Genomic DNA, 13,873 nt, shown 5'->3' with positions numbered 1-13,873 from the left:
GCGTTCAGCGGGGCAATCTTCTCTTTCTCAGTCAGAGCCCCTTTCATGCAGCTACTCAGCATCATTATTTTGCTCACGCTTACCGTGGTTATCCATTCGCTGTGGATGTTTTGCGTTTTAAAATTCATAAATCTGGAGGTCGATTCCGCGGTACGTGTTGTGCTGCGCAATGTCGGCATTGTGATTTCTATGATCTTCGCCCATCTTCTCGAAGCCGGGTTATTTGCTGCGTTCTACTTTGTGATAGAGGCCTTTAACGACTGGAACACCAGCTTCTATTTTTCTTTGGTGAGCTACGCCACGGTGGGATATGGCGATGTGACGCTGCCGCAACACTGGCGGCTGATTGGTGGGCTGGAAGGGCTGGTGGGGGCCCTGATGGTGGGCTGGTCAGTGGCGGTACTGGTGGCCGTGCTCCAGCGGCTCCGTGGCATGAGCGCCTAATCGAAAGATGCGCCTACCCCTTGTAGTAAGGTAAAGTACGTTTCCTTGCGCGGCCGATAAGGCTGCGGCTTTGAGGGTGAAAGGCTGATAAACAGCCCATCCTTTTCTACTTCTGGTTTTAACCAGTCTGCATGGTTAGTGTTTTGTCTTCAAAAAGGGTTGTGTATGTCTTCTGCTCATCTCGGTTTCCCGACTGAAACCGTTGTTGTCTTTGTGGTGATGGCTGTAGGGGCGATGTTTATCGACCTCTTCATGCACCGTCACGATAAACCTGTCTCGCTGAAAAGCGCCGCCATGTGGTCTATTTTCTGGGTCCTGATGGCGATGGCGTTCGCCGGGTTCCTCTATGTGCATCATGGCGCGGAGATGGCGAGCCTGTTCCTGACCGGTTATGCGCTGGAAGAGGTGCTGTCGGTCGATAACTTGTTTGTCATGATGGCGATTTTTGCCTGGTTCGGCGTGCCGGATAAGTACCGCCACCGCGTGCTTTACTGGGGTGTGCTGGGGGCGATTGTCTTCCGCGGTATTTTCGTCGCCATTGGGACCAGCCTGCTGAGTCTGGGGCCCTACGTTGAGGTCATTTTCGCGCTGGTCGTTGGCTGGACGGCACTGATGATGCTCAGACGTAATGAAGAGAGTGACGAGGTTGAAGATTACTCCGGCCATCTGGCCTACCGTCTGGTGAAACGCTTTTATCCGGTCTGGCCGAAAATCAGCAGCAATGCGTTTATCCTGACCCAGAAAGAGGTGGATGCCGAGCTGGAAAAGCCGGAAAACCAGGATGTCATGGTCGGGCGCGTGAAGAAGGCGAAGCGTTACGCAACACCGCTGCTGCTGTGCGTGGCGGTTGTGGAGCTGTCTGATGTGATGTTCGCGTTTGACTCGGTCCCGGCGATTATCGCCGTTAGCCGTGAACCACTCATCATCTACAGCGCGATGATGTTCGCTATCCTCGGCCTGCGTACGCTCTATTTTGTGCTGGAAGCGCTGAAACAGTACCTGGTGCATCTGGAAAAGGCGGTGGTCCTGCTGCTGTTCTTTGTCGCGTTTAAGCTGGGTCTTAATGCCACCGATCACTTCTGGCACCACGGTTACAGCATTGGCGCAACCGCCAGCCTGTTTGTGGTGTTAGGGGTATTAGCGTTGGGGATTATTGCGAGCGTGATGTTCCCCGGGAAACGTGCGGCCTGATGTCCTGTTTTCTCCCTCTCCCTGTGGGAGAGGGCCGGGGTGAGGGCACCAGAGCGCACTAACCCTTAATCGGTGAATTCCGGCGCTTACGCGGATGGTGGAAGTGCCGCCAGTGCGGATCCTGCGCCGCCGCCAGCAGTTCGTGGTCACCACGCGTGTCACCCCAGGCGCGCAGATGGTAATCGTTCAGATTGCCATACACTTTTTCCAGTCTGGCGACCTTCTGCGCACAGCGGCAGTTGTTACCGGTGATCCGTCCGGTCAGCTTGCCGTTTTTCACTTCAAGCTGTGTCCCGATAAGCTTAATGCCGAGCTTATCGGCCCACGGCTGCAATACCAGCGCCGGAGAAGCTGAACAGATAGTCACCTCTGCACCGGAATTGACCTCTGCGGCAACTGCCAGCACACCCGCCGGGCGCATCAGCTTCGTCCAGTATTTCTCGCAAAACGCTTCAGCCTGCTGGCGCAGCCAGTGTTCATCTACGCCGGTCAGGAAGGTTTTGATCAGCACTTCTTTCAGCTCATCGCGCGTCAGCTTGCGGCGCACGCAGTGGAGCGTCGGTAGCGCCATACGCACCAGGCGTCCCGCAAAGTAACGTTTACCAAAGGCAAAACGCAGGAAAGGGATAAAGCTGTCGTGGTGCGTCAATGTTCCATCGAAATCAAAGACAGAGAGCACGTTGGACTTGGCCACTGCCTCGTCGGCAATCATATTGGTCATAAATACGTCTTAGCTGAAATACACATTCTGTTCATTAGTTTACCTGCTTTACCCCGTCAGTCCTTCTGTAACGTGCATTTTTTTATCAATCTTGCGACCTGAAAGTGAGTCCAATTTTGGCCCCGATAAAGATTGGGTGAAAAGTGAGCTGTCGATATTATCGCCACATCGAAAGATATTTCGGGGGAACATTGGCCCCCACGCGTAAGGAAAAATTCACTCACTGTTTCTTTCTTGATATGACTCTTAGATCGCTTATTTCAATACTCTCGTTAAGTTTTGCTTCATTTTCTGCCTTTAGTTTTCAACTGCCCGCGTCGATGTTATCCATGAACAGCGAGCTGGCGGCCTCTCCGGCGAAAGCTGCGCTGGTACATCAGGAAACGGGTCCGCTGCGCTCACGTATTCTTGATCAATACCAGAAGTGGAAAGGGACTCACTATCAGTGGGGCGGCACCACGCATCACGGGGTGGATTGCTCGGCGCTGATGCAGCATCTGTTCAGCGATGCGGCGCACCTCAACCTGCCGCGCACGACGGGCGAGCAGATCCATCGCGGCGTGCAGGTGGCGCAATATCGCTTAAAAGCCGGGGATTTGGTGTTCTTCCAGACCGGGCCAAACCGTCGCCACGTGGGGGTGTACATTGGCGATAGCCAGTTCATTCATGCATCGAGCAGCCAGGGCGTCACGGTTTCAACCTTGACCGACAACTACTGGCAAGAGCACTTTATTACTGCCCGCCGGGTAGCAGGCAGTTCGGTCTGAGCAGGTCAGATAATATCGTCCACCACGCCGCCATCCACGCGTAATGCCGCGCCGGAGGTGGCGGAAGCCTGAGTTGAACAGACATACACCACCATATTGGCCACCTCTTCAACCGATGCGGCGCGCTGGATAACCGAGCTGGGGCGGTTGGCCATCACAAATTCTTTCGCCAGCTGTTCCAGCGATTTGCCGGTTCTTTCTATTTCGTCTTTCATCATTTCGGCGAAACCATCGGAGATCGTTGGCCCCGGCAGCACGCTGTTTACCGTCACGCCACTTCCCGCCACGAATTTCGCCAGGCCACGCGCCAGCGAGAGTTGCGCGGTTTTGGTCACGCCGTAGTGGATCATATCGGCCGGAATATTGCAGGCCGATTCCGATGAAATGAAGACCACGCGACCCCAGCCTTTTTGCACCATTCCCGGCAGCAGGGCGCGGGAGAGGCGTACACCCGACATCACGTTGGTTTGCCAGTAGCGCTCCCAGGTGGCATCGTCGGTGTCGTAAAAATCCAGCGGGCCGTAAATCCCGGCGTTGTTAACCAGAATATCGACACTGGATGCGACTTTCAGTAGCGATTCAACCCCTTCAGGGGCGCTGAGGTCGGCAATGGCAGCCCGTATCTGGACACCCGGCACTGCCTGCTGTAATTGCTGAATGCCGTTATTAACCGATTCGGTGCTACGCCCGTTGACGATCACTTCTGCGCCACCTTCGGCCAGCCCTTTGGCAATGGCAAAACCAATGCCGCCCGTGGAGGCCGTGACCAGCGCAACTTTCCCCGTAAAATCAATTTTCATTGTCTGCTCCTTGTGGTTTTCAAAGTTCAGACCTTAAAGCGTAGCAGTTGGGGGTTACCGGGTTTGGCGAAAAAGGCGCAGTAGCGTTTCAACCTGTTCGTCCAGCGGCGTCAGGGCGCGCTTCACGATCAGGTGCAGAGGTGTGGCACGGCGTGTGCCGTGGCTCAGAGGCAGCATTTTAAGCACGCCCTGTTCAAGCTGGGTCTGAATGCGTTCTTCCGGCAGCCAGCCATAGCCCACCTGATACATCACGGCCTCAATCGCGGCATCGATAGTTGAAAATGTCCACGACTCTCCGGCAGCGCTGGCGGCAGGCTGGTTATCGGCAATATGAATTAATGGCCACGGGCGCAGCATCTCGTCATTTAGCGGCGTATTGAGCGCAAATAAGGGATGATCCCGATGGGCAACGGCAACAAAATCAATGTTCATCAACCATTCGCCAAGCCCGGTGATGTCCTGACGGCGGGTTAACACCATGACATCGGCTTCATTATTGACGATATCTGAGCTGGTATTTTCCAGCACTTCCGTCAGCCGTACCTGCGTCTGCGGGTACATTTGCTGGAACTGGCGCAAAATAGCGAACAGGCGGCGACGCGGAAAGATGTTGTCCACGACCAGGTCCAGCCGCGTGCGCACCCCGTTGCGCAGCGTTGCCGCCCGCGTTTCGACATACGAAAAGGCCTTGAGCAGGGGTTTTACCTGGTTGAGAAGCAATTCTCCGGCAGGAGTTAATACCGCGCGTCGGCCTTCCGGTGCCAGCAGCGCTACGCCCAGCCGCTCCTGCAATAAAGAGAGGTTATAACTCACGGAGGACTGGCTACGGGCTGTCTCTTCTGCCGCCCTGGCAAAGCTGCCAAGCTCCACCACCTTCTCCAGTAGCGACCACTGTTCCAGCGTTGTCTTGTGCATAACGTATCTAAAATTTGAATGAATTTGATTCAAACATAGCGTTATTCATTCATTTTTTGAAGGGGTACGATCGTCTCATCAAAACAGAGGAGACACATTATGAGCACCTTCGACAAACATGATTTGAGCGGCTTTGTGGGTAAACACCTGGTCTACACCTACGACAATGGCTGGAACTATGAGATCTACGTGAAAAATGACACCACGCTTGATTACCGCATTCACAGCGGCATCGTGGCAAACCGTTGGGTCAAAGACCAGCAGGCGTATATCGTAAGGGTGGGTGAGAGTATTTATAAAATCTCCTGGACTGAACCTACCGGCACGGATGTTAGCCTGATTGTGAATCTGGGCGACAAACTCTTCCATGGGACAATTTTCTTCCCGCGCTGGGTGATGAATAACCCGGAAAAAACGGTCTGTTTCCAGAATGATCATATCCCCCTGATGAATGCGTACCGTGACCAGGGTCCGGCGTATCCTACTGAAGTGATTGATGAGTTTGCGACCATAACCTTTGTACGGGACTGTGGTGCGAACAATGATTCCGTGATTGCCTGTGCTGCCAGTGAATTGCCGGATGATTTTCCTGCTAATCTTAACTAAGCGCGACAATTCACTTATTTAAAAAGTTCCCGGGTGATTACGTCTTTCAGGCGAAATATCCGGGATTTTTATTTTGGTTGAGATTTCATTTACTTTTCTTATTATTTTTACTGCAATCAAGTGAAATAAAACCGTAATTTGTCGTGAGCATAATCACAAAAAAATCAAAAAAGCAGAGAATCTATCTATCTTGCTGTTGATAAACGGTTTTTTCACTTCCTCTTCTTGCTCTTCTCATTGTAATTTCGCTGTGTCTTAATTTTTTCCTAAGAAAAGAAGACTACTTTGCCTTAGTTGATGGTTTGTTGACATAAGTGACGTAACGACTAAATTTTATTTGGTCTTTATTTAAAATCCATCTTGCATGATCCCATTGAGCTGCCCATTACGACAGCGCAGTAAAAGATGACGCCTTTAATACAGCAAGGAAATTAATAATGAGTGATTTTCTGCCTTTTTCGCGACCGTCGATGGGCGCTGAGGAAATTGCGGCGCTTCAGGACGTTTTGATGTCGGGCTGGATCACCACAGGGCCGAAAAATCAGGAGCTTGAAGAGGCATTTTGTAAGCTGACGCGGAATCGCCATGCGATTGCTGTCTGCTCTGCAACCGCCGGGATGCACGTCACGCTGATGGCGATGGGCATTGGCCCCGGTGATGAAGTCATTACCCCTTCTTTAACCTGGGTGTCGACCCTCAATATGATTGTGCTGCTGGGCGCAACACCCGTGATGATCGATGTCGACAAAGACACGCTGATGGTAACGCCTGAAGCCATCGAAGCTGCGATTACCCCACGTACCAAAGCCATCATCCCCGTGCATTACGCCGGCGCGCCTTTTGATATCGATGCGGTTCGCGCGATCAGCGAGCGTCACGGTATCCCTGTTATTGAAGATGCTGCCCACGCAGCAGGCACTTACTACAAAAATCGCCATGTTGGCTGGCAAGGTACCGCTATCTTCTCTTTCCACGCGATCAAGAACATGACCTGCGCGGAAGGCGGATTAGTGGTGACGGACGACGAACAGCTGGCGCAACGCATTCGCAGCCTCAAGTTCCACGGGCTTGGAGTTGATGCCTATGACCGCCAGACTCACGGCCGTGCGCCACAGGCAGAAGTTATCTCCCCGGGTTATAAATACAACCTCGCGGATATCAACGCCGCGCTGGCGCTGGTCCAGCTGGGTAAATTGAGCGAAGCCAACGCGCGTCGTCGCGAAATCGCTGAACGTTATCTGACCGAGCTGGCGGATACGCCTTTCGAGCCGCTGCGTATTCCGGCCTGGCCGCATGTCCATGCATGGCATCTGTTTATCATTCGCGTTGATGAAGCCCGCTGTGGGATTTCACGTGACGCGTTAATGGACGCGCTGAAAGCAAAAGGCATTGGTACTGGCCTGCATTTCCGTGCTGCCCATACGCAAAAATACTATCGCGAGCGCTTCTCTGAGGTATCGCTCCCGAACTCCGAATGGAACAGCGCGCGTATTTGTTCACTCCCTCTTTTCCCGGACATGACGCATGACGACGCAACCCGCGTCATTACCGCGCTCCATCAGCTAGCAGGAAATTGATATGTTCAGCGCACCACCTGTACAAAAAGTTTCAGTTGTTATCCCGGTTTACAACGAGCAGGAGAGCCTGCCTGAACTTATCCGCCGTACCACGGCTGCCTGTGAAACCATGGGCAAGGCTTACGAAATTCTGCTGGTAGATGATGGCAGCAGCGACGATTCTGCCCAGATGCTCACCGATGCCGCTGAGGTTGAAGGAAGCCACATCGTTGCCGTGCTGCTCAACCGTAACTACGGTCAGCACTCCGCCATTATGGCTGGCTTTAGCCACGTGACGGGCGACCTGATCATCACCCTGGATGCCGATCTGCAAAACCCGCCGGAAGAGATCCCGCGCCTGGTGGCGAAAGCTGATGAAGGCTATGACGTGGTCGGCACGGTTCGTCAGAACCGCCAGGACAGCCTGTTCCGCAAGCTGGCATCGCGCACCATTAACCGTCTTATCCAGCGCACGACCGGTAAAGCCATGGGCGATTACGGCTGCATGTTACGTGCCTACCGTCGCCACATTGTCGACGCCATGCTGCACTGCCACGAGCGCAGTACGTTCATTCCTATTCTCGCTAATACTTTTGCCCGCAGAGCGACTGAAATTCCGGTCCTGCACGCAGAGCGCGAGCACGGGGAATCGAAGTACAGCTTTATGCGCCTGATTAACCTAATGTATGACCTGATCACCTGCCTGACCACCACGCCGCTGCGTTTGTTAAGCGTTTTCGGCAGCGTTATCGCGCTGGCCGGGTTTGCGATTTCCGTTCTGCTGGTCGCGTTGCGACTGATCTTCGGCCCGCAGTGGGCGGCGGAAGGGGTCTTTATGCTGTTTGCCGTACTGTTCATGTTCATCGGCGCCCAGTTTGTTGGGATGGGCTTACTCGGTGAGTACATCGGCCGTATTTATAACGATGTTCGCGCACGTCCGCGCTACTTTATTCAACGTGTTGTCCGTCAGGAACACAAAGCATCTCAAGAGGAAATTCACCCATGAAAGCTGTTGTATTTGCCTATCACGATATGGGGTGTACGGGCACGCTGGCCCTGCTGGAAGCGGGTTATGACATTGCTGCAATCTTCACTCACCCGGACGCTGCCGGAGAAAATAACTTCTTTGGTTCCGTGGCGCGTATTGCCGCAGAGCGCGGCATCCCGGTGTATGCCCCTGATGATGTAAACCACCCGCTGTGGGTTGACCGCATTCGTGCGCTTTCTCCTGATGTGATTTTCTCTTTCTATTATCGCAATCTGCTGAGCAACGACATCTTAAGCCTGGCGCCAAAAGGCGCGTTTAACCTGCACGGCTCCCTGCTGCCAGCATACCGTGGCCGCGCGCCGCTGAACTGGGTGCTGGTGAACGGTGAAACGGAAACCGGCGTGACCCTGCATCGCATGGTGCGTCGCGCTGATGCGGGCGATATCGTGGCCCAGCAGAAAGTGGCGATTGAAGCCGATGAAACCGCGCTGCAACTGCATCACAAACTGTGTGGCGCTGCGCAAAACCTGCTGCGCGATGCACTGTCTTCCATCAAGCAGGGCTCTTTTAAAGAGACCGCGCAGGATGAGAGCAAAGCAAGCTGCTTTGGCCGCCGCAACCCGGAAGATGGTCGTCTGGACTGGACGAAACCTGCGCGTCAGCTGCACAACCTGGTGCGTGCAGTAACCGATCCGTGGCCGGGCGCTTACAGCTTCGCGGGCGTAAGCAAATTTATTGTCTGGAAATCTCGCGTACGTGATGACATTCCGGCAGCAAAACCGGGTACGGTTGTTTCTGTTTCCCCGCTGGTAGTGAGCTGCGGCGAGCAGGCGCTGGAAATTCTGACTGGTCAAACTGACAACGGCGTATACGTTCAGGGCGCGCAGCTGGCGCAATCCCTGGGTCTGGTTGCGGGTGCGCTTATCACCAGCGCACCGGTTGTAGCCATCAAACGCCGCACTCGCGTACTGATCCTCGGTGTGAACGGCTTTATCGGTAACCACCTGACCGAACGTCTGCTGAAAGACGACAACTACGAAATCTATGGCCTGGATATCGGTTCTGATGCCATCAGCCGCTTCCTGACCAACCCGCGTTTCCACTTCGTTGAAGGGGATATCAGCATCCACTCCGAATGGATCGAATATCACATCAAGAAATGTGATGTGGTGCTGCCACTGGTGGCGATCGCGACCCCGATTGAATACACCCGTAACCCGTTGCGCGTGTTCGAGCTGGACTTCGAAGAGAACCTGAAGATTATCCGCGACTGCGTGAAATACGATAAGCGCATCATCTTCCCGTCCACGTCTGAAGTGTATGGCATGTGTACGGACAAAAACTTCGACGAAGACACCTCTAACCTGGTGGTCGGCCCAATCAACAAACAACGCTGGATCTACTCTGTGTCCAAACAGCTGCTGGACCGCGTGATTTGGGCATACGGCGAGAAAGAAGGCCTGCGCTTTACCCTGTTCCGTCCGTTCAACTGGATGGGGCCACGTCTGGATAACCTGAATGCCGCGCGTATTGGTAGCTCGCGTGCGATCACTCAGCTGATCCTGAACCTGGTTGAAGGTTCTCCAATCAAGCTGATTGAAGGCGGCAAACAGAAGCGTTGCTTTACTGACATCTCTGACGGTATCGAAGCGCTGTTCCGCATCATCGAAAACAAAGACGGCCGCTGCAACGGTGAAATCATCAACATCGGTAACCCGGATAACGAAGCCAGCATTCGTGAACTGGCCGAGATGCTACTGGCAAGCTTCGAGCGTCATCCACTGCGTGACCAGTTCCCGCCGTTTGCGGGCTTCCGTGAAGTGGAAAGCAGCAGCTACTACGGTAAAGGTTATCAGGACGTTGAGCACCGTAAGCCAAGCATCCGTAACGCGAAGCGCTGCCTGAACTGGACGCCGGAAGTGAAGATGGAACAGACCATCGATGAAACGCTCGATTTCTTCCTGCGCACTGTGGAGCTGTCGGAACAGACATCATGAAAAAAGTCGGCTTACGTATAGACGTCGACACCTTCCGGGGCACGCGTGACGGCGTGCCCAAACTGCTGGAGTTACTGGGCAAGCATGATGTGCGCTCCAGTATTTTCTTCAGCGTGGGGCCGGATAACATGGGACGCCATTTATGGCGTCTGATAAAACCGGCGTTCCTGTTCAAAATGCTGCGCTCACGCGCAGCATCGCTCTACGGCTGGGATATTTTGCTGGCCGGAACGGCCTGGCCTGGCAGGCGCATCGGCGCGGGTAATGAAGACATTATCCGCGAAGCATCGCGTTTGCATGAGGTGGGGCTACATGCCTGGGATCACCATGCGTGGCAGGCCTGGGCCGGGGTGTGGGATATCTCCCGTCTGGGCCGTGAGGTTGAACGCGGCATGATGGAGCTGGAAGCCATTACCTGTAAACCGGTGCAGTGTTCGGCGGTGGCAGGCTGGCGGGCGGATCAGCGCGTGGTGAAAGCGAAAGAGCCTTTCGCGTTTCGCTATAACAGCGACTGTCGCGGCAGCGGACCGTTTTTACCGCAGCTGGGTGAAAACACGTTCGGCACCGTGCAGATCCCGGTTACGCTTCCGACCTGGGATGAAGTGGTGGGGCGCGAGGTGACTGCCGAGGGCTTTAACCGTTACATTCTGGACTGCATTCATCGTGATACCGGTACGCCGGTGTATACCATCCACGCCGAAGTGGAAGGGATTGCGTATCAGCATGATTTTGATGCGCTGCTGACGATGGCCGCAGAGGAAGGTATTCAGTTTTGCCCACTCAGCGAACTGCTGCCTGACGACCTCAGTACATTGCCTGTAGGCAAAATTGTTCGTAAAGAAATGGCTGGCCGGGAAGGCTGGCTTGGCTATCAACAAACCGTGAGCCCGGTATCATGAAAGCAGCCCGTTATGGCTTTGCGCTTTTCGCACTGTTTGTCATTTACTACCTTATTCCCGTCGATATCCGCCTGTTATGGCAGCCTGATGAGACGCGCTACGCGGAAATTAGCCGTGAAATGCTGGCATCAGGGGACTGGGTCGTCCCGCACTTCCTGGGGCTTCGCTACTTTGAAAAACCGATAGCAGGATACTGGGTTAACAGTATCGGGCAGATGCTGTTTGGCCATACCAACTTTGCCGTGCGCGCGGGAGCGATATTCTCCACCGGGCTGGCGGCGCTGCTGGTGATCTGGCTGGCATGGCGCATCTGGCGTGATAAACGCGTCGCCTTGCTTTCGGGCGTTATCTTCTTAACCCTCTTCCTGGTGTATGGCATCGGTACGTATGCGGTGCTGGACCCGATTATCACACTCTGGCTGGTGTCTGCGATGTGCAGCTTCTGGCTGGCAGCCCAGGCGAAAACCTTCGCCGGAAAAGCAGGTGGCTATGTGCTGCTTGGGCTGGCCTGCGGCATGGGGGTGATGACCAAAGGGTTCCTGGCGCTTGCCGTGCCGGTGATTGGCGTGCTGCCGTGGGTGATTGCCCAGAAGCGCTGGAAAGAGGTGCTGCTGTTTGGCTGGCTGGCTATCCTCAGCTGTGTGCTTATTGTTCTGCCCTGGGGGCTGGCGATTGCCCATCGTGAACCGGATTTCTGGCGTTACTTCTTCTGGGTTGAGCATATTCAGCGTTTTGCGCAGAGCGATGCCCAGCACAAAGCGCCATTCTGGTATTACATTCCATTCCTGATTGCCGGAAGCCTGCCGTGGCTGGCCTTACTGCCTGGTGCGCTGCGTCAGGGCTGGCGTGAGCGACAGGGCGAAGGCGGTGGACTGTATCTGCTTGGTTGGGTAGTTATGCCGCTGGTGTTCTTCAGTATCGCCAAAGGTAAGCTGCCGACCTATATCCTGCCGTGCTTTGCCCCGCTGGCGATGCTGATGGCGCACTATGCCTGCACCGTGGCGGAAAAGAGCGGCAAAGTGCTGCGCATCAACGGATGGATCAACCTGGCGTTTGGTGCGATCGGTGTGGTGGCGGCGCTGGTGGTTTCCCCGTGGGGGCTGTCAAAACACCCGGTCTGGACCTCCGTTGAGCTGTACAAAGTCTTCTGCGCGGTTGTGGCTTTCCTGATCTGGGCCGCAGTGGGCTGGTTTACGCTGCGCCAGAGCCAGCAGCGCTGGTGGCTGGCGGCACTGTGTCCGCTTGGTTTGACGCTGCTGATTGGCTTTGCTATCCCGAATCGGGTGGTGGATTCAAAACAGCCGCAGTCGCTGGTGGACACCGTACGTGAACCGCTTCAGGAGAGCCGTTTCGTTCTGGCGAATAACGTGGGCATTGCGTCTGGCCTGGCCTGGGAGTTAAAGCGTAATGACATCGTTCTGTATGGTCAGAGTGGTGAAGTACGTTACGGGCTGGATTATCCGGATGTGAAAGACAGGTTTGTCGGCAAAGAAGATTTCCCGCAATGGCTGGACGCACATCGCCAGCAGGGGCGGATCTCGGTGGTGATCCTGTTGTCGAAAAATGACGATCTTGAGCGCCTGAAACTGCCAAAACCGGACAGCCTGTATATTCAGGGGCGTCTGGCTTACTTGCAGTATCTGCCACAATGATGACCTGGTTCTGGCTGGTACTGGCTAGCCTGCTGAGCTGTGCAGGACAGCTGTGCCAGAAACAGGCCACCCGCCCGGCGAAATCCGGGCGGCGCGGCGCGCATATCGTCCTCTGGCTCGGCCTGGCGCTGCTGGCGCTGGGCTTCGGAATGCTGGTCTGGCTGGTGGTACTGCAACGCCTTCCTGTAGGGATTGCTTACCCGATGCTGAGCCTGAACTTTGTCTGGGTGACGCTGGCGGCGAAAACGTTCTGGCGTGAGAACGTCGCGGCGCACCACTGGCTCGGTGTAGGCTTCATCATGGTCGGGATCATCCTGTTGGGAGGGAGCCTGTGAAAGGTGCATTCTGGGCGTTGTGCAGCGTGGCGTTAGTCAGCATCGCACAGCTGTTGTTGCGGTACGCCATGGTCACACTCCCGCCAGTAGGCGAGGATTTTTCGTTTATCATCGCGCTGTGGCATTTTGCGCCGGGTACCGGGTCGCTGATGCTCGGGCTGATGGGTTACGTGGCGTCAATGGGATGCTGGTATCTGGCGCTGCATCGTCTGGCGCTCAGCAAAGCCTATGCCTTGCTGAGTCTCAGCTACATCCTGGTGTGGGGCGCAGCCATTCTGCTGCCCGGCTGGGGAGAAACCTTCTCCTGGCACGGGCTGGCGGGGGTCGGATTTATTATTCTGGGAGTGCTGACCATTTTTCTGCCGACGCGTCGTCGACCGAATGGATCAGAGCCGTCGTAAGCCCAAATGGTGTGGCCGTGCACACGGCAAGGCTCAGGGAGCCGACCTGGCAGTGGCTTACCGTATGGAGAGTGCTGGCCGCACTGTCGATACTGACTATTTGCCAGGAGTGCGCGCCACGCTGTTTGATGATGGCGCCTTTACGCGTCCAGATACGCCAGAACACGGCAAGCTGACTCTCTGGTTTCTCGTTTTCCATTTCTTCATGTTCGGCATTGCTGAAGACCGCATTTGCCAGCGTACGCCAGTTATCCTGCGGACGTATCTGTTCCAGTGAACAACCCACATCACCTTCATCACTGACAATCAGGGCGATATCGTTATCACAGTGGCTGATGCTAAACCACAGCGGATAGTCGTTAGCAAAGCCTGGTTTTCCCTGTTCGCTATAGACAATTTCCGGCAAGGGGTGTGGCGCAAACAGGCGGGAAAGCAACCCGCGGCCGGCGAGCCAGCGGTCGCGCTGTACGCCCGTAGGGGCGTGCAGGGCAAGAGCTTGTGCCCAGCGGTCGGTGCTCAGCGAGGAGATCTTTCCCAGAAAAACCTGGTACATATGAAGTCGGGCCTTAAGTCGAAACAGAGATAACCGCAAAGTTGCGCG

Annotated in this window: 15 protein-coding genes; 11 read left to right on the top strand and 4 right to left on the bottom strand. The window is 55.0% G+C overall.

From position 1 onward, the window contains the following. Positions 1-45: 45 nt before the first annotated feature. Both N1249_RS21190 and N1249_RS21185 read left to right on the top strand, forming a co-directional pair. Positions 46-444, top strand: a complete 399-nt coding sequence (locus N1249_RS21190; protein ID WP_259833171.1) for a potassium channel family protein — start codon at positions 46-48, stop codon at positions 442-444. 165 nt (positions 445-609) lie between these two features. Further along, entirely contained in the window at positions 610-1,635 is a 1,026-nt protein-coding gene (locus N1249_RS21185) for a TerC/Alx family metal homeostasis membrane protein (RefSeq protein ID WP_259833169.1), read from the top strand. 58 nt (positions 1,636-1,693) lie between these two features. Here N1249_RS21185 and N1249_RS21180 read toward each other — a convergent pair whose 3' ends face one another. Next, a complete protein-coding gene (locus N1249_RS21180; RefSeq protein ID WP_014072191.1) occupies positions 1,694-2,356 on the bottom strand; it encodes an HAD family hydrolase in 663 nt (220 codons plus the stop codon). A 239-nt stretch (positions 2,357-2,595) separates the two neighbouring features. On the opposite strand from N1249_RS21180, the gene N1249_RS21175 reads away from it, so the two are divergent. After that, entirely contained in the window at positions 2,596-3,123 is a 528-nt protein-coding gene (locus tag N1249_RS21175; protein WP_259833161.1) for an NlpC/P60 family protein, read from the top strand. 5 nt (positions 3,124-3,128) lie between these two features. Here the strand turns inward: N1249_RS21175 and N1249_RS21170 are convergent, their stop codons facing one another. Then, entirely contained in the window at positions 3,129-3,923 is a 795-nt protein-coding gene (locus N1249_RS21170) for an SDR family NAD(P)-dependent oxidoreductase (RefSeq protein ID WP_259833159.1), read from the bottom strand. Between the two features lie 54 nt (positions 3,924-3,977). Then, positions 3,978-4,838 (bottom strand): LysR family transcriptional regulator, encoded by an 861-nt coding sequence (locus N1249_RS21165; RefSeq protein ID WP_259833157.1) that lies wholly within the window; start codon positions 4,836-4,838, stop codon positions 3,978-3,980. A gap of 99 nt (positions 4,839-4,937) precedes the next feature. On the opposite strand from N1249_RS21165, the gene N1249_RS21160 reads away from it, so the two are divergent. The 8 genes from N1249_RS21160 to arnF all read left to right on the top strand — a co-directional run bounded on the left by N1249_RS21160 (position 4,938) and on the right by arnF (position 13,272). Beyond that, a complete protein-coding gene (locus N1249_RS21160) occupies positions 4,938-5,444 on the top strand; it encodes a phenolic acid decarboxylase (RefSeq protein ID WP_259833155.1) in 507 nt (168 codons plus the stop codon). Positions 5,445-5,881: 437 nt separating this feature from the next. Then, positions 5,882-7,021 (top strand): UDP-4-amino-4-deoxy-L-arabinose aminotransferase, encoded by a 1,140-nt coding sequence (gene arnB / locus N1249_RS21155; RefSeq protein WP_259833144.1) that lies wholly within the window; start codon positions 5,882-5,884, stop codon positions 7,019-7,021. A gap of 1 nt (position 7,022) precedes the next feature. Further along, on the top strand, positions 7,023-8,006 hold the full coding sequence (gene arnC, locus N1249_RS21150; protein WP_259833141.1) for an undecaprenyl-phosphate 4-deoxy-4-formamido-L-arabinose transferase: 984 nt from the start codon (positions 7,023-7,025) through the stop codon (positions 8,004-8,006). Beyond that, positions 8,003-9,985 (top strand): bifunctional UDP-4-amino-4-deoxy-L-arabinose formyltransferase/UDP-glucuronic acid oxidase ArnA, encoded by a 1,983-nt coding sequence (gene arnA, locus N1249_RS21145; protein WP_259833138.1) that lies wholly within the window; start codon positions 8,003-8,005, stop codon positions 9,983-9,985. Before arnC ends, arnA begins: the two co-directional genes overlap by 4 nt. Continuing rightward, positions 9,982-10,884, top strand: a complete 903-nt coding sequence (gene arnD, locus N1249_RS21140) for a 4-deoxy-4-formamido-L-arabinose-phosphoundecaprenol deformylase (protein ID WP_259833135.1) — start codon at positions 9,982-9,984, stop codon at positions 10,882-10,884. The genes arnA and arnD overlap by 4 nt, the downstream gene beginning before the upstream one ends. Then, positions 10,881-12,536: a lipid IV(A) 4-amino-4-deoxy-L-arabinosyltransferase gene (arnT, locus tag N1249_RS21135; RefSeq protein WP_259833131.1), complete on the top strand. Its 1,656-nt coding sequence runs from the start codon at positions 10,881-10,883 to the stop codon at positions 12,534-12,536. The genes arnD and arnT overlap by 4 nt, the downstream gene beginning before the upstream one ends. Next, positions 12,533-12,871, top strand: coding sequence for a 4-amino-4-deoxy-L-arabinose-phosphoundecaprenol flippase subunit ArnE (gene arnE, locus N1249_RS21130; RefSeq protein ID WP_217187887.1), 339 nt, complete (start codon positions 12,533-12,535; stop codon positions 12,869-12,871). The genes arnT and arnE overlap by 4 nt, the downstream gene beginning before the upstream one ends. Next, positions 12,868-13,272, top strand: coding sequence for a 4-amino-4-deoxy-L-arabinose-phosphoundecaprenol flippase subunit ArnF (arnF, locus tag N1249_RS21125; protein ID WP_259833129.1), 405 nt, complete (start codon positions 12,868-12,870; stop codon positions 13,270-13,272). Before arnE ends, arnF begins: the two co-directional genes overlap by 4 nt. Here arnF and acpT read toward each other — a convergent pair. Then, a complete protein-coding gene (gene acpT / locus N1249_RS21120) occupies positions 13,205-13,825 on the bottom strand; it encodes a 4'-phosphopantetheinyl transferase AcpT (RefSeq protein WP_259833127.1) in 621 nt (206 codons plus the stop codon). The two genes, arnF and acpT, sit on opposite strands and share 68 nt — an antisense overlap. Between the last annotated feature and the right edge of the window lie 48 nt (positions 13,826-13,873).

It is taken from the genome of Enterobacter sp. CP102 (assembly GCF_025152625.1).
GTDB classification, from domain to species: domain Bacteria; phylum Pseudomonadota; class Gammaproteobacteria; order Enterobacterales; family Enterobacteriaceae; genus Enterobacter; species Enterobacter soli.
This window is presented reverse-complemented; position numbering and strand designations above follow the sequence as displayed.

Bases quoted from the DNA above. Each gene is read 5' to 3' on its own strand.
- N1249_RS21190 (WP_259833171.1), top strand. From the start codon at position 46: ATGCAGCTACTCAGCATCATTATTTTGCTCACGCTTACCGTGGTTATC.
- N1249_RS21185 (WP_259833169.1), top strand. From the start codon at position 610: ATGTCTTCTGCTCATCTCGGTTTCCCGACTGAAACCGTTGTTGTCTTT.
- N1249_RS21180 (WP_014072191.1), bottom strand. From the start codon at position 2,356: ATGACCAATATGATTGCCGACGAGGCAGTGGCCAAGTCCAACGTGCTC.
- N1249_RS21175 (WP_259833161.1), top strand. From the start codon at position 2,596: ATGACTCTTAGATCGCTTATTTCAATACTCTCGTTAAGTTTTGCTTCA.
- N1249_RS21170 (WP_259833159.1), bottom strand. From the start codon at position 3,923: ATGAAAATTGATTTTACGGGGAAAGTTGCGCTGGTCACGGCCTCCACG.
- N1249_RS21165 (WP_259833157.1), bottom strand. From the start codon at position 4,838: ATGCACAAGACAACGCTGGAACAGTGGTCGCTACTGGAGAAGGTGGTG.
- N1249_RS21160 (WP_259833155.1), top strand. From the start codon at position 4,938: ATGAGCACCTTCGACAAACATGATTTGAGCGGCTTTGTGGGTAAACAC.
- arnB (WP_259833144.1), top strand. From the start codon at position 5,882: ATGAGTGATTTTCTGCCTTTTTCGCGACCGTCGATGGGCGCTGAGGAA.
- arnC (WP_259833141.1), top strand. From the start codon at position 7,023: ATGTTCAGCGCACCACCTGTACAAAAAGTTTCAGTTGTTATCCCGGTT.
- arnA (WP_259833138.1), top strand. From the start codon at position 8,003: ATGAAAGCTGTTGTATTTGCCTATCACGATATGGGGTGTACGGGCACG.
- arnD (WP_259833135.1), top strand. From the start codon at position 9,982: ATGAAAAAAGTCGGCTTACGTATAGACGTCGACACCTTCCGGGGCACG.
- arnT (WP_259833131.1), top strand. From the start codon at position 10,881: ATGAAAGCAGCCCGTTATGGCTTTGCGCTTTTCGCACTGTTTGTCATT.
- arnE (WP_217187887.1), top strand. From the start codon at position 12,533: ATGATGACCTGGTTCTGGCTGGTACTGGCTAGCCTGCTGAGCTGTGCA.
- acpT (WP_259833127.1), bottom strand. From the start codon at position 13,825: ATGTACCAGGTTTTTCTGGGAAAGATCTCCTCGCTGAGCACCGACCGC.